Origin of the sequence: Actinoplanes sp. NPDC026619 (assembly GCF_040638295.1) — a bacterium.
Lineage (GTDB): Bacteria > Actinomycetota > Actinomycetes > Mycobacteriales > Micromonosporaceae > Actinoplanes.
Genome location: NZ_JBEZYA010000034.1, coordinates 81,805 through 105,025, shown reverse-complemented (window position 1 = coordinate 105,025; position 23,221 = coordinate 81,805). Strand labels below are relative to the sequence as shown.

At 71.3% G+C, this 23,221-nt stretch carries 21 protein-coding genes; 13 read left to right on the top strand and 8 right to left on the bottom strand.

Annotation, left to right across the window (positions count from 1 at the left end):
- The first annotated feature begins 185 nt into the window (after positions 1-185).
- The gene (locus AB0E90_RS44510) at positions 186-848 is read left to right on the top strand and encodes a response regulator transcription factor (RefSeq protein WP_360418408.1); all 663 of its coding nucleotides are present in this window, start codon (positions 186-188) and stop codon (positions 846-848) included.
- Positions 845-2,197, top strand: a complete 1,353-nt coding sequence (locus AB0E90_RS44505; protein ID WP_360418407.1) for a HAMP domain-containing sensor histidine kinase — start codon at positions 845-847, stop codon at positions 2,195-2,197. The genes AB0E90_RS44510 and AB0E90_RS44505 overlap by 4 nt, the downstream gene beginning before the upstream one ends.
- An 83-nt stretch (positions 2,198-2,280) precedes the next feature.
- Here the strand turns inward: AB0E90_RS44505 and AB0E90_RS44500 are convergent, their stop codons facing one another.
- The 4 genes from AB0E90_RS44500 to AB0E90_RS44485 all read right to left on the bottom strand — a co-directional run bounded on the left by AB0E90_RS44500 (position 2,281) and on the right by AB0E90_RS44485 (position 7,261).
- Positions 2,281-3,432: a PepSY domain-containing protein gene (locus AB0E90_RS44500; RefSeq protein ID WP_360418405.1), complete on the bottom strand. Its 1,152-nt coding sequence runs from the start codon at positions 3,430-3,432 to the stop codon at positions 2,281-2,283.
- Between the two features lie 114 nt (positions 3,433-3,546).
- Positions 3,547-4,380: a PHP domain-containing protein gene (locus tag AB0E90_RS44495; RefSeq protein WP_360418404.1), complete on the bottom strand. Its 834-nt coding sequence runs from the start codon at positions 4,378-4,380 to the stop codon at positions 3,547-3,549.
- Positions 4,381-4,382: 2 nt separating this feature from the next.
- Positions 4,383-5,102, bottom strand: a complete 720-nt coding sequence (gene bioD / locus AB0E90_RS44490; protein ID WP_360418412.1) for a dethiobiotin synthase — start codon at positions 5,100-5,102, stop codon at positions 4,383-4,385.
- Positions 5,103-6,124: 1,022 nt separating this feature from the next.
- Positions 6,125-7,261, bottom strand: coding sequence for an 8-amino-7-oxononanoate synthase (locus AB0E90_RS44485; RefSeq protein WP_360418403.1), 1,137 nt, complete (start codon positions 7,259-7,261; stop codon positions 6,125-6,127).
- Between the two features lie 84 nt (positions 7,262-7,345).
- On the opposite strand from AB0E90_RS44485, the gene bioB reads away from it, so the two are divergent.
- Both bioB and AB0E90_RS44475 read left to right on the top strand, forming a co-directional pair.
- The gene (gene bioB / locus AB0E90_RS44480; protein ID WP_360418402.1) at positions 7,346-8,341 is read left to right on the top strand and encodes a biotin synthase BioB; all 996 of its coding nucleotides are present in this window, start codon (positions 7,346-7,348) and stop codon (positions 8,339-8,341) included.
- Positions 8,341-8,517: a hypothetical protein gene (locus AB0E90_RS44475; RefSeq protein WP_360418401.1), complete on the top strand. Its 177-nt coding sequence runs from the start codon at positions 8,341-8,343 to the stop codon at positions 8,515-8,517. The genes bioB and AB0E90_RS44475 overlap by 1 nt, the downstream gene beginning before the upstream one ends.
- Positions 8,518-8,605: 88 nt before the next feature.
- Here AB0E90_RS44475 and AB0E90_RS44470 read toward each other — a convergent pair whose 3' ends face one another.
- Both AB0E90_RS44470 and AB0E90_RS44465 read right to left on the bottom strand, forming a co-directional pair.
- Positions 8,606-9,649 (bottom strand): GNAT family N-acetyltransferase, encoded by a 1,044-nt coding sequence (locus AB0E90_RS44470; protein ID WP_360418400.1) that lies wholly within the window; start codon positions 9,647-9,649, stop codon positions 8,606-8,608.
- Positions 9,650-9,741: 92 nt separating this feature from the next.
- Positions 9,742-10,473: an amino acid-binding protein gene (locus AB0E90_RS44465; RefSeq protein WP_360418399.1), complete on the bottom strand. Its 732-nt coding sequence runs from the start codon at positions 10,471-10,473 to the stop codon at positions 9,742-9,744.
- A 228-nt stretch (positions 10,474-10,701) separates the two neighbouring features.
- On the opposite strand from AB0E90_RS44465, the gene AB0E90_RS44460 reads away from it, so the two are divergent.
- On the top strand, positions 10,702-11,409 hold the full coding sequence (locus tag AB0E90_RS44460) for a pyrimidine reductase family protein (protein WP_360418398.1): 708 nt from the start codon (positions 10,702-10,704) through the stop codon (positions 11,407-11,409).
- Here the strand turns inward: AB0E90_RS44460 and AB0E90_RS44455 are convergent.
- The gene (locus AB0E90_RS44455; RefSeq protein ID WP_360418397.1) at positions 11,397-12,362 is read right to left on the bottom strand and encodes a CU044_5270 family protein; all 966 of its coding nucleotides are present in this window, start codon (positions 12,360-12,362) and stop codon (positions 11,397-11,399) included. The two genes, AB0E90_RS44460 and AB0E90_RS44455, sit on opposite strands and share 13 nt — an antisense overlap.
- Positions 12,355-12,924 (bottom strand): sigma-70 family RNA polymerase sigma factor, encoded by a 570-nt coding sequence (locus AB0E90_RS44450; protein ID WP_360418396.1) that lies wholly within the window; start codon positions 12,922-12,924, stop codon positions 12,355-12,357. Before AB0E90_RS44450 ends, AB0E90_RS44455 begins: the two co-directional genes overlap by 8 nt.
- Positions 12,925-13,129: 205 nt before the next feature.
- Between AB0E90_RS44450 and AB0E90_RS44445 the strand changes: the two genes are divergently transcribed.
- The 8 genes from AB0E90_RS44445 to AB0E90_RS44410 all read left to right on the top strand — a co-directional run bounded on the left by AB0E90_RS44445 (position 13,130) and on the right by AB0E90_RS44410 (position 23,203).
- Positions 13,130-14,875, top strand: a complete 1,746-nt coding sequence (locus tag AB0E90_RS44445) for an ATP-binding protein (protein WP_360418395.1) — start codon at positions 13,130-13,132, stop codon at positions 14,873-14,875.
- A 9-nt stretch (positions 14,876-14,884) separates the two neighbouring features.
- Complete coding sequence (locus tag AB0E90_RS44440; RefSeq protein WP_360418394.1) at positions 14,885-16,036, top strand: exonuclease SbcCD subunit D; 1,152 nt, start codon at positions 14,885-14,887, stop codon at positions 16,034-16,036.
- A 70-nt stretch (positions 16,037-16,106) separates the two neighbouring features.
- Positions 16,107-18,596 (top strand): SMC family ATPase, encoded by a 2,490-nt coding sequence (locus AB0E90_RS44435; RefSeq protein WP_360418393.1) that lies wholly within the window; start codon positions 16,107-16,109, stop codon positions 18,594-18,596.
- Positions 18,593-19,555, top strand: a complete 963-nt coding sequence (locus AB0E90_RS44430) for a hypothetical protein (protein WP_360418392.1) — start codon at positions 18,593-18,595, stop codon at positions 19,553-19,555. Before AB0E90_RS44435 ends, AB0E90_RS44430 begins: the two co-directional genes overlap by 4 nt.
- A gap of 461 nt (positions 19,556-20,016) precedes the next feature.
- Positions 20,017-20,700 carry a sigma-70 family RNA polymerase sigma factor gene (locus AB0E90_RS44425; protein WP_360418390.1) on the top strand — a complete coding sequence of 228 codons (684 nt, stop codon included), beginning with the start codon at positions 20,017-20,019 and terminating at the stop codon, positions 20,698-20,700.
- Positions 20,700-21,479, top strand: a complete 780-nt coding sequence (locus AB0E90_RS44420) for a zf-HC2 domain-containing protein (RefSeq protein WP_360418389.1) — start codon at positions 20,700-20,702, stop codon at positions 21,477-21,479. Before AB0E90_RS44425 ends, AB0E90_RS44420 begins: the two co-directional genes overlap by 1 nt.
- 212 nt (positions 21,480-21,691) lie before the next feature.
- Entirely contained in the window at positions 21,692-22,387 is a 696-nt protein-coding gene (locus AB0E90_RS44415) for a hypothetical protein (protein WP_360418388.1), read from the top strand.
- A gap of 90 nt (positions 22,388-22,477) precedes the next feature.
- Complete coding sequence (locus AB0E90_RS44410) at positions 22,478-23,203, top strand: DUF4142 domain-containing protein (protein WP_360418387.1); 726 nt, start codon at positions 22,478-22,480, stop codon at positions 23,201-23,203.
- The last annotated feature ends 18 nt before the right edge of the window (positions 23,204-23,221 follow it).

Here is a 23,221-nt window from a genome sequence, read left to right as displayed (position 1 = left end):
ACCCCCGGTGGGTAATACACCACCAGCGTCCGAACCCACCCACCACCAGCGAAAACACAACCAAGATCAAACTAGCCGCGAAACTCCCGCTAGGGGGAAGGTAAAGCCCTTCTTTCAACCGGGCGGGAAGATCGGACGTACCTCCTGATGAGCGCCCGGCCGCGGCGCGCGGTGAGGAGAGTGCCGTGGAGGTTCTGCTGGTCGAGGATGATGAGTCGATCGCCGAGCCGTTGATGGACGGGCTGGCCCGGTACGGCATGCGCACCCGGCACGTCGCCACCGGAGCGGCCGCCCTGAGCGCTCCCGTCGGCGACTTCGTGCTGCTCGATCTGGGTCTGCCGGACATCGACGGCATCGACGTCTGTCGTCGCCTGCGCGAGGCGGGCGACGTGCCGATCATCATGCTCACTGCCCGCGGCGACGAGGCCGACCGGGTGCTCGGCCTGGAGATCGGCGCCGACGACTACGTGGCGAAGCCGTTCAGCACGCGTGAGCTGGTCGCTCGCATGCGGGCGATCGGCCGTCGCGTCGCCGCCCCACCGGAGCCGGACCCGCTCGGCCCGCTCCGGATCGATCCGCGGCTGCGCGAGGCAACCCTGCACGGGACGCCACTGCGGCTGACCGCCAAGGAGTACCAACTGCTGGCCGTGCTGGCCGAGGATGCGGGCGCGGTCGTCGACCGGCGGCGGATCCTCCACACCGTGTGGGAGCCGAATTTCTTCGGCAGTGGCAAGACGCTGGACTTCCACGTCGCCGCGTTGCGCCGCAAGCTCGGCGACCCGCGGTGGATCGAGAACCGCCGGGGTGTCGGCTTCCGGCTGAGCGTCCCGCCCGCGGACGCCGCATGACCCGGCGCCTGCTGCTCACCTACCTCACGTTCGGCCTGCTCATCCTGGCCGCGCTCGAGATACCGCTGGGCTGGATGCAGCAGCGCAACGAGCAGCAGCACGCGCTCGAACAACTCGAGCACGACGCCGAGGTCCTCGCCGTCTTCGTCGATGCGGCCCTCGGCGACGGCGGGCCGATCGACGTGCTCGCCGCCGAGACCGCGCAACGCCTCGGCGGACAGGTGGACGTCGTGGACGGCCGGGGCCGGACAATGACGAGCACGCGACCTGGGGGACCACTTCCGGACGCGGCCGCGGACATCGGCGCGGTGCTGCACGGACAGGGGCGGGTACGGGCCCGGATCACCGGCGCGGGCAGTGGCCGGGCGATCGTCGTGACCGTGTCCGTGCACCCGGGTGTGATCGCTCAGGGCGCGATCCGGATCAGCGTGCCGGCCGACTCGCTGACCGGCCGGATCCATCGTTTCTGGCTGCTGCTCGCGGCGGTCGGGGTGATCGTGCTGGCCGCCGCGGCGCTGACCGCGGTAGCCCTGGCCCGCTGGATCAGCCGGCCGGTCCGGGCGCTGGAACGGGCCACCGGCCAGGCGGCCCAGGGCACCGCGGTCAGCTTTTTGCCGACGTCGACCGGACCACCCGAACTGCGGCGGCTGGCGACCACGTTCGCGGCCACCGCGCATCGGCTGCACACTCTCATCGCCACCCAGCGCGCGTTCATCGGGCACGCGTCGCACCAGCTCAAGACGCCGCTCGCGGCGCTGCGGCTAAGGCTGGAGAACCTCGAGCACGACGCCGCGGAGGGGCCGGGCCGTGATCTGCGGGCGGCACTGGCCGAAACCGATCGGCTCACCCGGCTGGTCGACACGCTGCTGAACATGGCCCGCTACGACCAGGACGGACTGCGCACCGAACCGGCCGGGGTGGCCCTCGTCGCGGCCGGGCGGGTCCAGCACTGGCAACCGGTCGCCGTGGCCGACGAGGTCGAGCTGTGCGTCAGCGGCGATCCGTCGGCACGCGTGCGGTCGCTGCCGGGCGGGGTCGAGCAGATCCTCGACAACCTGCTGTCCAACGCGGTACGGGCGGCGCCGCCGGGCAGCAAGGTGACGATCAGCTGGCGGCCTCGAGAAGACGGGTGGGAACTGCACGTCACCGACGAGGGCGCCGGGCTGACCCCGGACGAGCGCACCCGCGCGATGGATCCGTTCTGGCGGGCGCCGGACGCGCCCAAGGGTGGGACCGGCCTCGGCCTCGCGCTGGTCCGCCGGCTCGCCGAGGCCGCCGGCGGTCAGGCCGAGCTCCGCCCGGTGGGCGACCGGGGCACCGACGCCGTCGTCTGCCTCCCGTCCGCCTGAGGAAATTCGGCCTTGAGTTTCCCCCCATGGGCCTTGAGTTTCCCCCCATGGGAAGGTCCAAGCTCCTCCCCATGACACCGCGATCAGTTGACGACATGGGCCGAGATCAGGCCGTCCCGGTGGCCGACCAGCAGCCAGGGGTCGTCGCCGTCCGGGCGCACCACAGTCAGCACCTCCGGGTGGTCCGGCACCCCGGCGACCGGCCCGTCGTAACCCGCGGTGGCATAGCCGTGCCGGCTCACGTGCGAGCCGGGCGCGCAGGTGAAGACCCGCCCGTCGGCCACCGCCGCGCTCTCCACGGTCTCGGTGGCCGGCTCCGACCAGCGGGCCACCACGCCCTCGCCGATCACGACCTCCTTCAGGCCACCCACCCCGCTCAGATAGGCACGGCCGTCCTGCAGCCACAGGCGTTCCGGATATTCGCCCTGTTCCCACGCCCAGATCGGCTCCGCATCCGGGCACACCACCATCAGGTCCCCGCGGTGCCGGGCCAGCAGCCGGGAACCATCCGGCAGATAATCGGCCGCCCGCACCGGTCCGCCCCCGACACTCAAGGTCTCGCCGCATTCGGCATCCACCTCGACCGCGCCGGCGTTGGTCGCGATGAGCAGGCGCGACCCGGCCTGGTCCGCCCCGATGGTGAAAGGCGGCGCCGGCATCCGGGTCTGCCATCGCAGCCGTCCGTCGCGGTCGAGGCGGAACACCCGGCCGTCGGCGGTCGCCCCGGCGACACCGCCCGGCAGCGGCGACACCTGGCGGGTCGCGCCGAAACCGGTCGTGTGGTGCGCTTCGAGCGACAGGGCCCGCGCGATGCCCGGCCGGAGCACCACGACGGCGACCCCGGAATCGGTGGCGACATACGACACCGCCGGGTCGTCGCGGCTGCCACGGAGGTCCCACACCGTCCGCAGGTCTGCTCGCAGGATGGCGCGGCCACCCACTCCGGGCGCCGGGCGGCCGTCGTCCACGGCGGTCGGCAGCCGCGCGCCGTCATCCAGGATCGAGGTGATCTCGCCGGTGCGGGCGTCCACGGTTGCCGTGCACAGCCACGTCCCGCGAGCGAACTGCACCAGATAGGACACCCGGCCGAATTCGCGGGCTACCCGTACCCCGGCGAGCCGGCCACCGCCGGCCTCCCGGAGCGCGAAGTCCGCCGCCTGGTCGGCGCCGATCTGCGCACCGGGCGCGCCCCGGCCGGCGAAGGGCGTCGTGTCCCGGGCCGATGTGTCGTGCATGTCCACCTCCGCGAAAGTCGCTACGGAGAAGTCCACGCTTCCCGGGGTGCCGGCGGATCCCCACCAACCAGACCCTCGACGCCTCCTGGACGTTTCCTGTATTTAGGGCCTGTCCTAGCGGATCCAGCGGTCGTAGGGATGCCGTCCGGCGCGGAAGCCGTGCGCCTCGACCATCGCCACCGCCTCGGTGAAGTTCTGCGCGAGACGCTCGGGGAGGTGCGCGTCGCTGCCGAAGGAGACCGCATCGCCGCCCTCCTCCCGCCACCAGCGCACCAGTTCGGGCCGCGGCGATCTGCGGGTGTTGACCTCGAGCACCCGGCCGCTGTCCGCCAGCGCGCGCAGAGCCACCCGGAATTCGTCCTCGAAGGCGTGCGGGTCGAAGGGGCCTTCTTCGTCCGGCCAGTAACGGGCCACGTAATCGATGTGGGCGAGCACGCCGAAGACATCGGAGCCGGCGATCAGGCGGGGCAGCTCGGCCAGATAGTTCCGCACCACGTCGGCGGGGGCGTGCTGGCGGAACTGGCCCGGTGGCTCGGCGAAGCCGTCGTCGAGCGGCATGCAGTGCAGCGAACCCAGCACCCGGTCGAACTGCCCGGCGGCGAGCACGGCGGCGACCGCTTCCGGGTGCCAGTGCGGCTCACCCACCTCGATGCCGGTGATGATGCGCAGACCGGGGAAGCGGTCGCGGCAACGTTGCACGCATTCGAGGTATCCATCGACGTCCAGGCGCGGTGGCGTGATCGTCAGCGCCGGGGTCCGGAGCGCCTTCAGGTGCGGGTGGTCGTCCAGGTTGTCCTCGACCGCCGACCACACGGTGTGATCAACGTGTTCGGTGAAGGCGACCGCCGGGAGCCCGATCTCGACGGCTCGGGCGCAGGTGCGCTCCATCGAGCCGAGCGGTGCGTCCCATGACCACTCGCTGTGCACGTGACCATCGGTCGGCAGCATCCTCAGTGGTGGCCTTCGCCGGTTTCTTCGGCCCAGACCCGCCAGTTGTCGATGACGCCGTAGAGCGGCGCGGTGAGCCAACCCGGCGCGGAGCGGCGGAACACCCCCGGGTCCATCCGGCCGGCGCCGTCCGGCAGCGCGCCGATCAGGTGCGGGAGCATCTCGCTGAGGTTGGCCCAGTGGACCAGTTCCGGGTCGGCCGGCCAGGCGCCGATCACCACCCCGGCGGGGACACCACGGCGGCTCAGCGCCTCCAGGGTGAGGGCGGTGTGGTTCAGCGTGCCGAGTCCGGCGCGGGCCACCACGATCGTCTTCACGCCGAGGGTGGTGGCCAGGTCGGCGACGGTCCAGGCCTCGCCGGACGGCCGCACACCCATCGGCACCAGCAGGCCGCCGGCGCCTTCGACCAGCACGAGGTCGTGCTTCTCGGCCTCGGCGCGGATGGCGTCGACGACCTCGTAGAGCTCGAGCGGCGGCAACGACGCGACCGTGGCGGCGGTCAGCGGCGCCAGCGGTTCCGGATATTCGGCGAGCACGCGGGTGGTCTCCGGCGCTGCCAGGCGGTTGACGACGTCGATGTCGGTGGGTGCAGCGGTGGCGATGCCGGTCTGGCCGGGCTTGATGACCGCGACGCGCAGACCGGACGCCTGCGCGGCCGCCGCCACGGCGGCCGTGACGATGGTCTTGCCGACGTCGGTGTCGGTGCCGGTGACCAGCACGATCCCGCGCCACTCGCTGCTGTCCGAGTGCCGTGGCGTGGCCTGCGCCTCCGGCTCGGGCGCCTGCGCCGCCAGTTCGGCGGAGATCTCCGCGCTGAGCGCCTCTCCGCTGGGCAGATCCTCCGCACCAAGATCCGGACCGACCGGCGCCGGCGAGACGGGCACGCCGAGGGGCTCGGTCGCCGGCTCACCGGGCCCGGCGGGCGGCGGTGCCGTGATCGGTCCGGTCTCCGCTTCGCCAACCGCGGCCGGTGCGGCAGCCACGCCAGGCTGTCCGGCTGCCGGTTCGCCGGGCACGCGAGTTGCGGCGGGGACCGCGCCGGGCGATTCGGCTTCCGACTCACCGCGCTCGCGCGGGTCCGACTCACCGCGCTCGCGAGGGTCCGACTCACCGCGCTCGCGAGGGTCCGATTCGGCGGGCGCGCGAGACGGAGCGGTAGCCACGCTGAACGGCTTGGCCTCGGCCTTGCCGGGCATGGCCGACGGGGAGGCCGCTGCGCTGAGCGCCGCGGCTTCGGGCTCGACGCGCGTGATGGACGGAGGGGTGGCTACGCCAAGCGGCTTGGCTGCGGCTTTGCCAGGCATGGCGGGCGGAGCGATGGGCGCGCCGAGCGGTGCGGTGGCCACGCTGTGTGGTGCGGTGGCCGCGCTGTGTGGTGCGGTGGCCGCGCTGTGTGGTGCGGTGGCCGCGCTGTGTGGTGCGGTGGCCGCGCTGTGTGGTGCGGTTCCCGGGTCGGTGGGCGGGGAGTCGTGGTCGCGGGCCGGGGCGGGCGGCGGAGGTGCGGTTGGGCTGGGGCGCTGGACGGTCAGCGGGGGTGCCTCGGCGAGCGCTACGCCGCCCGAAGTGGCGGGGCTGGCCGTGGTGGGCGGTGGAAGCGCGGCGGTCAGGGCGGCGGCCGAGACGGTTGGTTCGGTGGCGAGGAACGGGGGGAGGGGGAAGCCGTTGGCGTCGGGGGTGAAGACGGCGTTGGCGGTGGGGAGGCGGGTGGTCACCGCGGTGAGGTCGAGGGAGGTGGGGGACTGGGTCATGGGGCGCACTCCACGATCACGTCCAAGGCTCGGGCGAAGGCGTTGTCGGGGACGCCGGCGTTCAGGGTCAGGCGCAGGCGGGACGTGCCGTCGGGGGTGGACGGCGGGCGGAAGCAGCCGACCGCCACGCCGCGGTCGCGGCAGTCGGCGGCCCAGGTGACGGCGGCTTCCGGGCCGGGGGCCAGGACTGACAGGACGGCCGCGGCGGGATGGGCGACCGGAAAGCCGGCGGCGGTCAGGCGGGTCACGGTCTGTGTGGCGCGGGCCGTCAGGGTGGCTCGGCGGTCGTCGGCCTGGCGGGTCAGGCGGAGTGCCTCGTGGACGCCGGCGACCACCGCGGGTGGGAGGGCGGTGTCGTAGATGAAGGTGCGGCCGGTGTCGATCAGGTGGCGGATGAACGGGGCGGGGGCGGCCACGACGCCGCCGGCGCCGCCCAGCGACTTGGAGAGGGTGGCGGTGACGAGCACGTCGGGCTTGCCGGTCAGGCCGGCGGCGGCCACTCCGCCGGCGCCGCCGGGGCCGAGGATGCCCAGGGCGTGGGCGTCGTCGACCAGGAGCAGGGCGCCCCGGGCGGCGGTGACCTCGTGCAACTGGGCGAGGGGGGCCAGGTCGCCGTCCACCGAGAACACCGATTCCGTTACCACCACGGCGGGCTGGCCGGGGTGGGCGTCGAGGATCGTGGCGACCGCGGCCGGGTCGTTGTGCGGGGCGACGATGGTGCGGCGGCCGGAGATCTTGCAGCCGTCGATGAGGGAGGCGTGGTTGTAGGCGTCCGAGACGATCAGGTCGCAGACCGCCGTGGCGCCGCGGACGGCGGCCAGGTTGGCCAGGTAACCCGAGGAGAAGACCAGGGCGGACTCGGTGCCCAGGAACTCGGCCAAGCCGGACTCGAGGGCGGCGTGGGCGTCGGTGGAACCGCGGACCAGGCGGGATCCGGTGGCGCCCAGCCCGTACGCGTCAAGGGCGGCAGCGGACGCAGCGACCACCGCGGGGTGGGCGCTCAGGCCGAGGTAATCGTTGCCGGCCAGATCGACGACGACGTCGTCGGCCGGACGTGGGCGCAGTTGACGGGTGAGCCCGGCCTTGGCCCTGCTCCCGGCGAGGCGCTCCAGCGCTTCCAACCAGCCCGTCAAGGCACCCCCAACGATCACGTGAAAGGGAAACTATCACTCACCACCGACAGTCCTACCGGCTCCGACGGTCTGTAGGGTACGGGCATGCCAGAGATCCTCGAGCGGGCGCGTGCCCAGGTGCTGTCGGACGGTGTCGGCCTCGATGAGGCGTCGATCCTCGAGGTCCTGAAAACGCCCGACGAAGACCTTCCCGAGCTGCTGCAACTGGCCCACGACGTGCGGATGAAGTGGTGTGGTCCGGAGGTCGAGGTCGAGGGCATCGTGTCCCTGAAGACCGGCGGCTGCCCGGAGGATTGCCACTTCTGCTCGCAGTCGGGGCTGTTCGCGTCGCCGGTGCGGTCGGTGTGGCTGGACATCCCGTCGCTGGTCGAGGCGGCCCGGCAGACCGCGGCGACCGGTGCGACCGAGTTCTGCATCGTGGCCGCGGTGCGCGGGCCCGACAAGCGGCTGATGGACCAGATGCGTGAGGGCGTCAAGGCGATCAAGGCCGCCGTCGACATCCAGGTCGCGGCCAGCCTCGGCATGCTCAGTCAGGAGCAGGTCGACGAGCTGGTCGAGATGGGCGTGCATCGGTACAACCACAATCTCGAGACCTGCCAGTCCTTCTTCCCCAACGTGGTCACCACGCACTCGTGGGAGGAGCGCTGGGGCACGCTGAAGATGGTGCGCGACTCCGGCATGGAGGTCTGCTGCGGCGGCATTCTCGGGCTGGGCGAGACGATCGAGCAGCGAGCCGAGTTCGCGGCTCAGCTGGCCGAGCTCGACCCGCACGAGGTCCCGATGAACTTCCTCAACCCGCGCCCGGGCACGCCGCTGGGAGATCAGCCGGTGGTGGAGGGGAAGGACGCGCTGCGCGCGATCGCCGCCTTCCGGCTGGCCATGCCGAGAACCATTCTTCGGTACGCCGGGGGCCGCGAGATCACGCTCGGCGATCTGGGCACACGCGACGGCCTGCTCGGTGGCATCAACGCGGTGATCGTCGGCAACTACCTGACCACGCTCGGCCGGCCGGCCACCGACGACCTCGCGCTGCTGGAAGACCTGAAGATGCCGGTCAAGGCGCTGTCGGCGACGCTCTGATGTTTTGTGACCGCTGCGGCGAGAACGCCGCCGAGGGCGATCACGCGGCGTGCGCGGCGGCCCGCGAGTTGGAGCCGCCGCGTTTCTGCCCGCAGTGCCGCCGCCGGATGAAGGTGCAGGTCGTGCCGACCGGCTGGACCGCCACCTGTGTCGAGCACGGCACCCGTGAGGGTTAGGGCCTGTCCTGCCGCTCACGCGGGCTGCGGCGTGACCCAGCCGACACCTGGACCTCGCCTCGCTGCCACGTGAGCGGCAGGACAGGCCCTAAAAGTTAGCTGGAGCCTCGTCGCCGACCGAGTCGCGGCCGGGGACCGGCAGGGTCACGGTGACCAGCGAACCGTCCCGGTCGGTCGAGCCGGCGCCGAGCCGTTTCAGGGTGCGCAGCATCGCGACGTTGTCGGCGGCGGTGTGCGCGACCAGCGCCGCGAAGCGGCTCCGCTCGGCGTACGCCATCAGGCGCCGCAGCAGCGCGGTGCCGATGCCCCGCCGCTGCCAGCTGTCTTCGACCAGGATCGCGATCTCGCCGAGGTCGCCCTCGGCGAGCAGGCTGGCCGTGGCCACGATGGTCGAACCCGACGTCACCACCAGGGTGCGGCCGCCCGTCGGTTGCAGCAGGCGGGCCATCCGGGCGTCGGTGGGGGCGACGCCACCGAGATAACGGCTGGCGATGGTGGTCGCGGAGCAGCGCGCGTGCAGATCGCGTACGGCATCGGTGTCTTCGGCGGCCGCCGGCCGCACGATCAGCTCGGCGCCGTCCGGCAGCAGCAGCGTGGTTTGTTCCTGGTGGTGGCGCAGCATCGTGCCGGACAGCTCGACCAGCGCCTGCGCCCGCGCGAACTCGGCGGGCGTGAACGCGGGCCGCGAGCGCAGCACCTCGTAGGAACCGCCGGCCGGGTCGGCCAGAGTCATCCGGGATTCGTCGTAGCCGGGCCGGCCGGTCAGCGGCTCGGGCCGCCAGCGGACCTCGGCCGCGTCGAGCAGGGCGACCAGCGCCTCACCCAACGCGTCCAGGTCGTGGACCAGGCGGCCGGCCAGGGCGAGCGCCCGGGTCGGCTGATCGGCCAGGGCTTCCGCCTCGGCGCGGGCCACGAATGCGTCGCGGCCGCGGCCGCGGGCGACCGCCCCGTGCAGGTCGGCCTCGGTCAGTGCGTCGGGTGCGTCGACGAGGAACTCGTCGACCACGCCGGCCTCGGTGGTGTGCACCTGGACGGCGAGGATGTTGACCGACCGCAGCGCGAGGCTTGCGGTCAGAACGGACAGATAACCCGGCCGGTCGTCTACCGTTGCCCGGATCCGCCATAGCGCCATGTCGGCACTCCTTCCAGCTTCTCCCGGCCTTAATTCTCTCCCGACGGTGTTAAGCAGACATTGCTTGAGCTGCTATTTCCCGGAGAGTCCGGTCACATGACGGCGGGCACACCGGCGGTGTCGAGCCGGTCGCCGAGGATCACCGCGGCGGCCCGGACGAGCTGCGCCACCCGGTCGACCTCGGTGATGTGGAACGCGGCCGCGGGGAGCTCGGCGTTGTCCTCGCGGGCGAGCACGAGAACCAGCCCGGCGCGGCCGAACGGGGCCACCGCGTAGCGCGTGCCCTCGGAGCCGGTGATCGGGCGGGCCCGCAGCGGGGTGATCTCAGGAAGCTGCAGTGGGGCGGGCGCACGCCAGCTCGCGTAGACCACGGTGGCGTCGTCGTTCAGGCCGAGCATCGGCTCGGTGGGCATCGGCCGGGGCACGCCGGAACGGGCGGCCCAGTCGGCCGGCACCACGGCGGCGGCGGCCCAGTCGGCGGCCAGCAACCCGGGCATCGCGTCGACGAGGGTGGCGAGGCCGTCGGACGGGTTCGCCGCGACCTGGGCGAGCAGCTCGGCGTCGTGCCCGCCGTTGACGGGGGCGCCGATCGCCTTCCACACGCCGTCGACCTGCACGCCGGGAATGGCGGCGAGGCCGGCAAGGAGCCGTTCCACGCGGGACGCGCCCGGCCAGACGACGGAGAAGTCGTCCACCGCCCGGCCGCCGAGTCGTTCCAGGACAACCACCTGGACGATGTCGGCACCGGCGACGCCGAGCGTGCGGGCCACCTGGCCGAGGGCACCGGGACGGTCCGGCAGGGTGACTCGAACCCGCAGCAACATGCAACTCCTCCCGTCGGTTGACGGCTCGGTGATGCCGTCTCCGTGGTGGCTAGCCTGCCAAATCGCCGTTTCGCCCGGGTTGCCTGGGCGTGTCTCCGCCGTCAAGACACAGCGGCATTGCCCCGTGTCAGGCCAGCGTAGGACGGGCGCGGCAGACTACGCGACTCCTCGAGCAGAAGGTGCGAATCCGGCCTAGGATCACCCTGTGATCTGCGAGGCACCCGGCCCATGAGCGTCTACCGGGAGTGGCCGGCCGACCTGACCACGTTGTACCCGCGCAATCCCGAGCCGACGCTCCGGGTCAACTTCATCTCCAGCGCCGACGGTGCGGTGTCGGTCGACGGACTTTCCGGCGGTCTGCACGGCCCCGGCGACAAGGAAGTCTTCGATTCCCTCCGCACGGTGTGCGATGCGCTGATCGTCGGCTCCGGCACCATAAAAGCGGAAAAATACGACGGGCTGCGGCTGACCGAAGAAGGCCGGGCGTGGCGGCGGCAGCAGGGGCTTCCCGAGTTCCCGCTCATGGTCATCGTCTCGGGCAGCCTGAACCTCGACTACGACCAGCTGGTCTTCGCCGACGCGCCCCGACGGCCGATCATCCTGACCCATGCGGGTGCGCCGGAGGGGGAGGCGAAGAGGCACGCCGAGGTGATCGCGGTCGGCGACGGCGAGATCGATCTGGCCGGCGGCATCGAAGCGCTGCACGCCCGCGGCGCCACCCAACTGCTCTGTGAGGGCGGCCCCAGCCTGCTCGGTTCGATGATCGCGAAAGACCTGGTCACCGAGCTCTGCCTGACGGTCTCGCCGCTGCTGGTCGGCGGCGGCCCCGGCCGCATCGCGACCGGGGCGCCGGGCTCACCGCGAGAGATGTCGCTGCGGCACATCCTCTCGCTGCAGGACATGCTTTTCCTGCGCTACGCGCGTCACGGCAGCTGACCGACCCGGTCCACGATGGCGACCTGCAGCCGGGCCGTCCACCGCGAGACCACCCCCTTGGGGTACGGCTTCAGGTCGCCCACGACCACGACGCGTTCGCCCAGGAAGTTGTAGGTCTTCGCGTCGAAGATGTAGTCGAAGCGGACCTGACCGCTGGTGGAGAGCCGGGTCACCGCGATGCCCTTGCGCCCGGCCAGGTCGGCCTGCTTGACCAGACTGGTGCCGGGGATGGTCGCGGCCGCCTCAAACATCGCGGCCTGCGCGTCCGGCGGGAGGTACTGCTCACGCAGGGTGTCGCCGATCTTGCCCCAGGCGTCGGCGTCCGGCTCGTTCCGGGCGGTGCCGGCGTCGTAGGAGTAGAGCCAGTCCCGCATGGCTTTCGGGTCGGTGGGCAGCTTCGTCACGTAGGCCGGCGTGCCGTCGTCGATCGGCACGTTGAAGACCTCGCCGGTCTTGACGATCGTCTGGCGGAGCAGGCCCTTCTTGGACGACTTGTCCACCGGCAGCCAGATCTGCCGCTTCATCTCCTTGGGCGGCACCCACGTCGGCTTCGTCTCGAGGTTCTCGACGTTGTCGGTGGCGTCGATCGACTCGACGTAGACCAGCTGGCCGGGCTTGGCGACGAGGGCTTTCTCGGTGCGCGCGCCGGCGGCGGCCAGCCGGAGCACCCCGGCCGCGTCGGTGGCCACCAGTGGCGCGCCGGTCGAGGTGGCCGGGTGGGCTGCCGGGGGTGTCGCGGTCGGCGCCTGCGGGCGGGAGAACAGCGCGCCGGCCAGGACGGCGGCACCCACCGCGGCCAGCGCCCCGGCCGGGACCAGGCCCCAGACCCAGCGCCGCCGTGGCGCCGACGGCGGCGGGGTGCGGAACATCCGGGCGCGGGCCCGGGCCAGCGCCGCGGGGTCGGCCGGCGGCAGGTCGGCGCGGAACCGCTCGACCAGCTCGAGGTCATTCATCGTCGAGTCCTTCGAGGTCGGGGAGGGCTTTGCGGAGTCGTTTGCGGGCGCTGTGCAGCCGGGAGCGAACGGTCCCGACCGGGATGCCCAGAGCCCGGGCCACCTCCGGGTAGCTGAGCTGGGCCTGGCTGATCAGGGTGAGCACGTCGCGTTCCCCGGCCGGCAGCGCGGCCAGGACACCGGCCAGGGCGCGTACCTCGCCGGCCGCGTCGACCCGGGCAAGAACCTGATCATGGGGAGAGAAGACCGGATCGATGCCGGTACGGGCGAGCGCCCGGTACTGCCGGATTTCCGCCCGCTGGTGGCCGCGGAGCAGGTTGGCGGCAATGCCGTAGAGCCAGGGGCGGCTGTCATTCTTTGACAAATCATATTTTTCCCGGCAGCGGAACGCGATCAGGAACGTCTCGGCGGTCAGGTCGTCGGCCAGCGTGTGGCCAACTCGCCGGGCCACGTAGCGGTGGATGGTCGCCGCGTGCCGGTCGAAGATCCGGCCGAAGGCCTCCGGCTCGGCGAGGGAGCTCCGGATCAGGTCGTCATCGGCCACGACCTCGGTGGGGGTCACCGGGCGCACGGTCTCATGGGGGCTTCCTCCTGAAGAAGTAGTCACCCCGTCATTGGCCGATCGGCCGGGATCGGTTCGATTGTGGGGCGCGCCTCCACAACCCGGGCAAGATCTTGTGGATAAATCTGTGGATGGCCACCAGAAGTTGTGGACAACGAGTGCCAACCGACACTGAGTGCGGGTTCTGTCGTACCTCTGGTGCAACATGATCGGCGTGTCTGACGAAACTTCCCCCGTCGGCCGGGTCCTGGGTACCGCGGATGCGACGCCGCTCCAGTTCTGGACGGCCGTGACCCCGGGCAGCTACCTCCAACTCGACGACGTCGTGGTGACCAAGCGTGAGCTGCCGGACCGCGAGCCGGTGACGATCGCCGGCGTGGTCACCCAGGTGCGGGCCCGGCACGAGGGCGCGCAGTTCGACTCCGACGTCTTCGCCATCGCCGAGGGCACCCTGCCGGCCCTGGTGCAGGAGGCGGCCGAGATCACCACCACCCGGGTCGACCCCGAGCTCTACGTGCCACCCGCCCCCGGCGCGGTGGTGCACCGGGCCACCGGCGCGGCGCGCGACGCGGCGCTGCACTTCGACCGGATGGAGCGGCGCATCCCGATGGGCACCGGCCGCGACGGCGTGCCGGTCTTCCTCAACGCCGACTTCCTCGACGGCACCCGCGGCGCGCACGTCTCCATCTCCGGCATCTCCGGCGTGGCGACCAAGACGAGTTTCGCGACGTTCCTGCTCTACTCGGTGTTCCGCTCCGGCCAGTTGGGGGCCGACGGCGCCAACGCCCGCGCGCTGATCTTCAACGTCAAGGGCGAGGACCTGCTCTTCCTCGACCACCCGAACATCAAGCTCGACGAGCAGACGACCGCCGCCTACAAGCTGCTCGAGCTGCCGGCGACCCCGTTCTCCGACGTCCGGGTCTATGCCCCGCCCCGCGCCGGCGACTCGTCCGGCGCCCCCGACGTGAGCAGCCGGCTCACCGGCGTCGACGCGTTCTACTGGACGCTCGAGGAGTTCTGCGAGAAGAAGCTCCTGCCCTACGTGTTCGCCGACGCCGACGACGAGCGCCAGCAATACACGATGGTGGTCCACTCGGTGACCGCCCACCTCAACCGCTATGCGGTGCCGGCCGAGGGCGGCATCAGCATCGACGGCCGCCGCATCTCCTCCTACGGCGACCTGGTCGACCACGTCGTCGAGCAGCTCACCGACGACGAGACCCGCTCCACCTGGGCGGGCAGCGCGATCAACATGGGCACGGTCAACGCGTTCGCGCGCCGGATGATCGGCAGCAAACGAGACCTGTCCCGGCTGATCCGCGGTGACCTCGCCTCCCGTCGCCCGCACCAGATCAAGACCGCCGAGTCGGCCCAGGTCACCGTCGTCGACCTGCACAACCTGCCCGATCGCGCCCAGCGGTTCGTGGTCGGCGTGACGCTGAAGACCGAGTTCGAGGAGAAGGAAAAGGCCGGCACCGGCCGCCCCCTGCTCTTCGTGGTGCTCGACGAGCTGAACAAATACGCCCCGCGGGAGGGCACCTCGCCGATCAAGGAGGTGCTGCTCGACATCGCCGAGCGGGGCCGCTCGCTCGGCGTGATCCTGATCGGCGCCCAGCAGACCGCGAGCGAGGTGGAACGCCGCATCGTGACCAACTCGGCGATCCGGGTGGTCGGCCGCCTCGACCCGGCCGAGGCCGCCCGGCCGGAATACGGCTTCCTCCCGCCGGCCATGCGCCAGCGGGCGCTGCTCGCCCGGCCCGGCACGATGTTCGTCAACCAACCCGACATCCCGGTCCCGCTCTGCGTCGAGTTCCCGTTCCCGGCCTGGGCCACCCGCAAGTCCGAGTCCGGGCCGCCGCCGTCGTCGACCATGCGCTCGATCGTCCAGGGCGCCGACCCGTTCGCCGTCGTCGGTGGCCGCGGTGCGGTCGACGACGACATTCCGTTCTAAGGTTCGCCGATGCGCATCCTGCACACCTCCGACTGGCACGTCGGCAAGGTCCTCAAGGGCCGTAACCGGGTCGACGAGCACATCAAGGTGCTGGCCGCGGTCGTCGAGATCGCCAAGGCCGAGCGTCCTGACCTGGTGATCGTCGCCGGCGACCTCTACGACACGGCCGCCCCGACGGCCGACGCGACCAGGGTGGTGACGCGGGCGCTGTCGGCGCTGCGGCGCACCGGCGCGACGGTGGTGGCGATCGGCGGCAACCACGACAACGGGCCGGCGCTCGACGCGCTGCGCCCGTGGGCCGAGGCGGCCGGCATCGTGCTGCGTGGCGCGGTCCGGGACGACGCCGACGAGTTGCTCATCTCCGGCGAGACCGAGTCGGGCGAGCGCTGGCAGTTGGTCGCACTGCCGTTCCTCTCGCAGCGTTATGCGATCCGCGCCGCCGAGATGTACGAGTTGTCCGGCGCCGAGGCCAACCAGACCTACGCCGATCACATGGCCCGTCTGATCGCCAAGCTGAGCGAGCGATTCGACCAGCCCGGCGTGATCAACCTGCTTACCGCGCACCTGACGATCGTCGGGGCGTCGACCGGCGGCGGCGAGCGTGAAGCGCACACCATCATGGGTTACGCGGTGCCGGCCACCGTCTTCCCGCGCAACTGCCACTACGTCGCCCTCGGCCACCTGCACCGCTCCCAGTCGGTGATCTCGCCCTGCCCGACGCGCTATTCCGGCAGCCCGCTCGCGGTCGACTTCGGCGAGGAGGAAAACGTCCCGTCGGTGGCGATCGTCGACGTCGGCACCGACAAGGCGGCCCGGGTGCGGGACGTGCCGATCGCGGTGGCGCGACCCCTGCGGACGGTCCGGGGAACGCTCGAACAGCTCGCAACGGTGAACCTTCCGGATGCCTGGCTCCGTGTCCTGGTGCGCGAGACGCCGCGGGTCGGTCTGCGCGAGGACGTGCAGGAGATGTTGCCCAACGCGCTCGAGGTCCGGATCGACCCGGAGATGTTGCCGAACAAAGCGGGGGAGCGGATGGCACAGCGGGCCGGCCGGTCCCCGCGCGAGCTCTTCGGCGACTACCTGGACAGCCGCGGCAACGCCGAGGAGGGCGTCCGCGAACTGTTCGACGAGCTGTACGACGAGGTGAGTAGCACTTCATGAGTGAGCGCAGCGAACGCGGGTGGCTCAGCGCCCTGGCCTCTGATCCGACCGAGCGTAGCGAGGACGGATCATGAGGCCCATACGTCTGGACATGGCCGGTTTCACGGTGTTTCGGGACGAGACCACCGTGGACTTCACCGACGCCGACTATTTCGCACTGGTCGGCCCGACCGGCTCGGGCAAGTCGACCGTGCTCGACGCGATCACGTTCGCCCTCTACGGCCAGGTCCCGCGCTGGGGCGGCACCCGCGGCATCGGCAACGCGCTCTCGCCGAGCGCTGCCGAGGCGCGCGTCCGGCTGGTCTTCGAATCGGCCGGCGAGCGTTATGTGGCGACCCGGGTGGTCCGCCGCGACGGCCGGGGCAACGTCAAGACCGCCGGGGCCGGCCTGCAGCTGATGCCGCGCGGCTTCGACGTGACCAAGCTCGACACCGGCATGGACCTCGACGACCTCGGCGAGGTGCTGGCCGGCACCCCCGCCGAGATGGACGGGGCGGTGCAGGAGGCGGTCGGCCTGCCGTACGAGCAGTTCACCAGCTGCGTGCTGCTGCCGCAGGGGCAGTTCGCCGACTTCCTGCACGCCAAGCCGGCCACCCGCCAGCAGATCCTGGTCAACCTGCTCGGCCTGCACGTCTACGAGGAGGTGCAGACCCGCGCCACCGGCCGGGCCAGCACCGCCGAGGCCAAGCTCGCCGTGGTCGACCAGCAGTTGGCCGGCCTGTCCGACGCCTCCGACGAGGCGGTCGAGGCGGCCGAGGGCGTGCTCACCCGGATGCGTGAGCTGACCGCCGCGGTCGAGTCGGCGATGCCGGGGCTGCGCGCGGCCCGGCACCAGGAGTCCGAGGCGGCCACGGCGCGGGACGCGCTGGACGCGGAGCTGCGGGCGCTCGGTTCGGTCCGTACACCCGCGGGGAGCGCGGAGATCTCCGGCGTGACCGCGGCCGCCCGGGCGAGTGCCGAGCAGGCCGCGGAGGCGGTCCGCACCGCCGAGGAGCGCGAGGAGAAGGTTCGCGGCGAGCTCGCCGCGGCCGGCGACGCCGGCTCGCTGAAGCTGATGCTCGACCGGCACGCGGAGCTCGAACGGCTCCACGGGCAGGAGGAGTGGTTCGCGGGCGAGCTGCAGGTGGCCGAGGTGGAGTTCAAGGACGCGCAGGCCGCGGCCGAGCTCGCGCACGGCGCGCATCTCGGCGCCACCCAACTCCTCGAGCAGGCCCGCCTCGATTACACCGAGGCGCAGCGGCTGGACAAGGCGGCCGCGCTGCGCGCCCACCTGACCAGCGGCGGTCCCTGCCCGGTCTGCGAGCAGACGGTGACCAGCGTGCCCGCCATGCCGGCCGGGTCGGCGGTGCAGGCGGCCGAGGCCACCGGCAAGGCGGCCCGCGCCGCTGCCGAGGTGGCCGAGTCGGGGTGGAAGCAGCGCGACGCGGTGGCCCGCAAGCTCGAGGGAAATCTGGAGCGCAAGCGCGCCCAGCACGATCATCATCTGTCACGCCTGGCCGAGGTGCGCGGCGTGGTGGCCGCGTTCCCCGGCGTCCCGGCCCTGGAACGGCAGCTCGCCGAGCTCGATCTGCTGCAGCGCAAGCTCGATCAGGCCGGCACCGCGGTCCGCACCGCCCGCGAGGCGTTGCGTGCGGCGCAGCGCACGGCGCACGCGGCCGAGGACCGGGAGCGGGCGGCGTGGCGCGCGTTCGACGCGGTGCGCGACCAGGTGGCCCGGTTCGGGCCGCCGCCCGCCGAGCGGGACGACCTGTCCGGCGCGTGGACGACGCTGGTCGAGTGGGCGGCCGGCGAGCACCGCACGCGAGAGACGGCCCGCAGCGCGGCGCAGGCGGCGGTGAGCGCGGCGCACGAGGCCACCATTCACGCGTTCGCCACGGTCGGCGCGCTGTTCACCGAGGCGGGGGTGACCTCGCCCGCCCGGGGCGACGAGTCCGACCTGATCCGCTCGGCCGCGGTGGCCGCCGAACGGGCCGAGGCGGCCTGGAAACGGCTGGCCGACCGCCGTGAGCAGGCGTACGAGCTGAACGAGCAGCGGATGACACTGCAGTTGCAGGGCCGGGTGGCCAAGTCGCTCGCCGGTCATCTGCGGGCCAACAACTTCGAGCGCTGGCTGCTCGAGGAGGCCCTCGATCTGCTGGTCGACGGCGCTTCGCGGATCCTGCGCGAGCTGACCGGCGGTCAATACGAACTGATGCACGACAAGGGCGAGTTCTACGTGATCGACCACCACGACGCCGGGCTGCGGCGCGGGGTGCGCACGCTCTCCGGCGGCGAGACGTTCCAGGCGTCGCTGTCGCTCGCGCTGGCCCTGTCCGAGCAGCTGGCCGGCATGTCGACGACCGCCGCGAGCCTGGAGTCGATCGTGCTGGACGAGGGGTTCGGCACCCTCGACGCGGCGACTCTGGACGTGGTGGCCGCGACGCTGGAAAACCTGGCGGCCCGCGGCGACCGGATGGTCGGCCTGGTCACCCACGTGCCGTCGCTGGCCGAGCGGGTGCCGGTGCGGTTCGAGGTGCACAAGGACGCGCGCTCCGCGCACGTGGAGAGGGTCGGCCTGTGACAAGGATGTTCGTCGACGCTTGGGACCCGTCGTACGGGTCGTCCTTCGAGGGCGGCGGCGAGGACGGCCCGGCGTCGTCGAGCAGCGCCCAGGTCGACACGGACGTGGAGGTGCCGGCGGCGCAGTGGGCGCCGATCGACGCCTCCCCCTCGACCCGGCAGCCGGACGTGGTGTTCCTGGTGGACGGTGTGCGCCGCAACGACGCCGGACTGTGGACGGCCGAGGAGGACGGCACCTCCTATGCCGGCCTGGCCGCGTCGTACGCCGCCGGGGTGGTGCGCTGTGACCTGGCACGGGGTTCCGCCGAGCTGGCCGGCGCCGAGGTGCGGCGAGGGCTGTTCACGGCCAGTCCGTCCGCGGAGACCCTGGAGACCGGCATGATCCGCTACGAGGTGCGCCGGCTGGAGGGGCCGGGCGAGGCGAGCAAGCTGCCGTCGGCGGTCCAGCCGAGGCTGACCGAGCTGGAGCTGGAGATCTCGGCGGTGGCCCGCGGTGGCACCGACGATCTGCTCGTGGTCGACGGCCCGCTGCGTAACCGGCGCCACCTCGTGAACACGATCGGTTACGTGAAGACCCAGCAGAAGCTCTACCTTTCGGCGGCGCTGAACGTCGTGGTCACCTCGCTGCGGCCGACCCAGCGCACCCCGGTCTTCCATCTGGGCACGGTCTGGGGTGGATGGTCGTGGTATTTGCGTCTTCCCGGTGGCTCGGGCGCCCCGTGGTCCGGCATCGTCCGGATCGAGTGTTCGCCCGATCTCACCCCGGAACAGGCGATCGAGCTGGCCGAGATCTCCAGCGCGACGCTGCCTCGGTTCGCGTCCTCGGCCTACAAAGATCCGCGGGCCCCGCAAAATCTCGTGCCGATCGCCGGGCTGGAGCGCCGGTTGCGCGGCATGCTCGGCGACGCTCGGGTGCTGCACCGCGCACTGACCTTCGCGACGGCCAGGGGCCGAACCTGACGGCCAGAGGCCGAACCTGACGGCCAGAGGCCGAACCTGACGGCCAGAGGCCGAACCTGATGGCACGAAGCCGGACATAGCGGCTGCCCGGTCCGAAAGGTCCGACCAGGCACCGCGGGTCCCCCGAACGGACCGCCACCGCGTATGGGAGCGCTCTCATCAAGACGCTCCGAGAGCGTTTGCCTACGCACTGGTAAGAACCACACGCTCTGTGCGTCCGCCCTGTTCAGAAGGGCGTTTCCTGAGACGCCTGTGGCTGAGTATTATTCGGCTGCCCTGGTAGGCATATCGGTGCAGATGGATGAATTTGCTTTGGGCCCGATACGCCTCGTGCCGCCCCCACACGACACCGGAGGACAGTTGAGAACCATCGTCCCGGAAATTTTCCCGCCAACGTTGATCCCGGCCGGGCGCCCCAGCCGTATCTCAGGCGACGGGGAAAGCTCCGGGCGGAGGTATCAATGCATGCGGTGGTCGAGGATCGACTCGCACCGGACGGGATGTGCCTGATGACACAGCAGCGATCCGGTGGTCGGTGGCAGTCTCTCGACGGCGGTAGCGGTGTCGGGGACAGTGGCTCGGTGATTCCGCGCCAGGCGCCGCGGCACGGCGCCCCGGAATCGAGCGCGCCGAGTCACGAGGACACCCTCGTCAAGATGCTCTACGAGGAGCACGCCGGCCCTCTGCTGATGTTCGTGCTGCGCCTGACCGGTGGAGACCGGCAGCGCGCCGAGGACATCGTGCAGGAGACCCTGCTGCGTGCGTGGCGTAACGCGCACCGGCTCGGCGCGCAGGGCCAGCAGTCGCTGCGTCCGTGGCTGGTGACCGTCGCCCGGCGGATCGCCATCGACGACCACCGCAGCGCCAGCGCTCGCCCGGCCGAGACCTACGACCGCGAGTTGGAGAGCTTCCCGAGTCAGTCGGACGACACCGACCGGGTTCTCCAGTCGATGACTGTCTCCGACGCGCTGCGTGAGCTGAGCCAGTCGCACCGCGAAATTCTGATCGAGACCTATTTCCGGGGGCGGACGGTGCCCGAGGCGGCGGAGAAGCTCAACCTTCCGCTGGGTACCGCTAAGTCGCGTGTGTATTACGCTCTGCGTGCGCTTCGCACGGCGCTGCAGCAGCGGGGGGTGACGGAGTAATGACGCAGGAAGAGCACTACGACGTTGCGTCGTATGCGCTCGGTGTGCTGGACGAGCGGGATGCTGCCCGCTTCGAGGACCATCTCATCGAGTGCCCACGCTGCGCGTTCGAGCTCGAGTCGTTCGTGCAGGTCGCCGACCTGCTCGCCGACGTCGACGCGGGCGCCGTGATCGCGGCCGAGGAGTCCCAGCGGGACGGCCTCGTGCTGACCAAGATGATCGGCCAGGTCGGCCAGGAGCGGCGGAAGGCCAACAGCCGCCGGCTCTATTCGCTGGCTGCCGCCGTGGTCGTCTTCGCGATGTTGTCGATCGGCGCGCTGTTCGCGGGCGGCAAGCTGTTCGCCCCCGACACCAAGTCGGCGACGACCAACACGGCCGAGCGCGGCAGCAGCCAGCTCGACCCGTTGCCGAACACACAGGACGGTCCTGGCATCGGTGGCCCCGAGCTGACCGGCCAGCAGTACAGCGGCAGCGACTCCCGCACCGGCGTGCACGCCGACGTGGCGCTGGAGACGAAGGACTGGGGCACCCAGATCTCCTTCGCGATCTCCAACATCAAGGGCCCGAAGACGTGCCGGCTGCTCGCCGTGCACACCGACGGCACCACCGAGCCACTCATCTCGTGGAGCGTGGGGGAGAAGGGCTGGGGCACGGCTGTCAACCCGGCGCCGCTCATGCTGCAGGCGATAACCGCTACGCCACGTGACGAGATCGCGCACATCACGGTTCAGGAAGTGACCGCGACCGGCGCCGGTGACACATTGGTTCGCGTGCCGTAATAAGCAGCGCACCGTGATAATCGCGTAGCACAAAGCGAAGGGCCCAGCCTGAATGGCTGGGCCCTTTGTCGTGCCCGAGCACTTCACGGGAAATTAAGGAATTGATTGGGCCGAGTGTTCAACCAAACCCCGCCCGCCCCGCGTACTACAGCCCGGAAACGCCAGATGAAGCAATCCCTGGAGGGCACGTGGTACCGGAGAAGCGCAAGTTGATGGTTGCGGGAGCTGCCATCGCCGCGGCTTTGGCAGTGGCCGGCTGTGCTCCGGCCGGATACAACGCCGCGGACTACGGCAACGCTGCCGAACCCGCCTCGAACGATGTGGCGGCGAGCCCGGGAGCGACCGCGGACCCGGCGGCCGGCGCCGACCCTTCGGCCACCAGCGACCCGGCGGCCGAGGCCGACCCGGACGCGACCGCTCCGGCCGGTTCGGACGCGACCACCGAGCTTCCCGACGACCAGGTCACCAACAAGCTGACCGGCACCGCCGTCAAGCGGATGGGTGAGGTTGTCGAGGACGAGGACGGCTGGGTTCTCTACCGCTTCGACGGCGACACCAACAACCCCGCCAAGTCCAACTGCAACGGTGACTGCGCCAAGGTGTGGGAGCCCGCGCTCACGAACGACGGCAAGCCGACCCTCAAGGGTGTCTCGGCGAGCGTCGTGGGCACGGTGACCCGGGCAGACGGCACCAAGCAGCTGACCATCAAGGGCTGGCCGATCTACCACTACATCGGCGACAAGACGCCGGGTCAGTGGAAGGGCCAGAACGTCTCCGGTAAATGGTTCGTGATCAAGCCGGACGGCGCCAAGAACCTCACCTGTCTCCCCGCTGTTTCCAAGCCGGTAGCGCCGCCTGCCAGCGAGTCGTCCGATTCCGGCTCAGCCGGCGGCGACATCAGCTACTGACTTAAGCGCTAATCGAGAAATCCGGAGGTCGTAATGGTTGCCGCTCGCTCGTCTCGCCGGCTCAAGCGCTGGTTGGTGGGCTCTTCGGCAATGGTGCTGGCGTTCCTTCTGGCGCCGGTGTCGCCGGCTCACGCCGCGGGGGACGTCCCGGTCCCGGCCAGCTCGTTCGCCGCCAAGGGCGCGGGCTCGGTGAGCGCCGCCGACAAAGACTTCGTGATCAAGGTGCGGCTCGCCGGGCTCTGGGAGATTCCGGCGAGCAACATGGCCCAGGAGAAGTCGGACGACCCGAAGGTCGTCAACATCGGCAAGTCGATCTCCGTCCAGCACGTGGTGCTCGACAAGTTCGACCGCGAGGTGGCCAAGAAGCTCAACATCGATCTGCCCGCCGAGCCGAACGCCGACCAGCAGGGCTGGCTCGGTGAGATGAAGGCGGCGAACGCGGCGACGTTCGACCAGATCTACATCGATCGGCTCCGGGCGGCGCACGGCAAGATCTTCCCGGCCATCGCCTCGATCCGGGCGACCACTCGCAACGACTCCGTCCGGCAACTGGCCCAGCAGGCCAACCAGTTCGTCATGACGCACATGACGCTGCTGGAGTCGAGCGGGATCGTCGACTACGGCGCACTGCCCACGGCGGCCGCGCCCACCCAGCCCGGCGGTGGTCCGGTTCCGGTGGACGCGAACATGGTCGCCGCCGCCAGCGCCGGTCGTAGCGGAATCCCGGGCGCCAGCACCTCCGTGATCCTCCTAGTCCTCGCCGCCGCACTTGTGGCCGGCGTCATTACGACCATGCGCATCTTCCGGGCGCGGTAATTCCCCCAAAACCACGTC

Excerpts from the sequence above, each read along its gene's own strand:
- AB0E90_RS44505 (WP_360418407.1), top strand. The coding sequence starts at position 845 with ATGACCCGGCGCCTGCTGCTCACCTACCTCACGTTCGGCCTGCTCATC.
- AB0E90_RS44500 (WP_360418405.1), bottom strand. The coding sequence starts at position 3,432 with ATGCACGACACATCGGCCCGGGACACGACGCCCTTCGCCGGCCGGGGC.
- AB0E90_RS44495 (WP_360418404.1), bottom strand. The coding sequence starts at position 4,380 with ATGCTGCCGACCGATGGTCACGTGCACAGCGAGTGGTCATGGGACGCA.
- bioB (WP_360418402.1), top strand. The coding sequence starts at position 7,346 with ATGCCAGAGATCCTCGAGCGGGCGCGTGCCCAGGTGCTGTCGGACGGT.
- AB0E90_RS44475 (WP_360418401.1), top strand. The coding sequence starts at position 8,341 with ATGTTTTGTGACCGCTGCGGCGAGAACGCCGCCGAGGGCGATCACGCG.
- AB0E90_RS44470 (WP_360418400.1), bottom strand. The coding sequence starts at position 9,649 with ATGGCGCTATGGCGGATCCGGGCAACGGTAGACGACCGGCCGGGTTAT.
- AB0E90_RS44465 (WP_360418399.1), bottom strand. The coding sequence starts at position 10,473 with ATGTTGCTGCGGGTTCGAGTCACCCTGCCGGACCGTCCCGGTGCCCTC.
- AB0E90_RS44460 (WP_360418398.1), top strand. The coding sequence starts at position 10,702 with ATGAGCGTCTACCGGGAGTGGCCGGCCGACCTGACCACGTTGTACCCG.
- AB0E90_RS44455 (WP_360418397.1), bottom strand. The coding sequence starts at position 12,362 with ATGAATGACCTCGAGCTGGTCGAGCGGTTCCGCGCCGACCTGCCGCCG.
- AB0E90_RS44445 (WP_360418395.1), top strand. The coding sequence starts at position 13,130 with ATGATCGGCGTGTCTGACGAAACTTCCCCCGTCGGCCGGGTCCTGGGT.
- AB0E90_RS44440 (WP_360418394.1), top strand. The coding sequence starts at position 14,885 with ATGCGCATCCTGCACACCTCCGACTGGCACGTCGGCAAGGTCCTCAAG.
- AB0E90_RS44435 (WP_360418393.1), top strand. The coding sequence starts at position 16,107 with ATGAGGCCCATACGTCTGGACATGGCCGGTTTCACGGTGTTTCGGGAC.
- AB0E90_RS44425 (WP_360418390.1), top strand. The coding sequence starts at position 20,017 with ATGCATGCGGTGGTCGAGGATCGACTCGCACCGGACGGGATGTGCCTG.
- AB0E90_RS44420 (WP_360418389.1), top strand. The coding sequence starts at position 20,700 with ATGACGCAGGAAGAGCACTACGACGTTGCGTCGTATGCGCTCGGTGTG.
- AB0E90_RS44415 (WP_360418388.1), top strand. The coding sequence starts at position 21,692 with ATGGTTGCGGGAGCTGCCATCGCCGCGGCTTTGGCAGTGGCCGGCTGT.
- AB0E90_RS44410 (WP_360418387.1), top strand. The coding sequence starts at position 22,478 with ATGGTGCTGGCGTTCCTTCTGGCGCCGGTGTCGCCGGCTCACGCCGCG.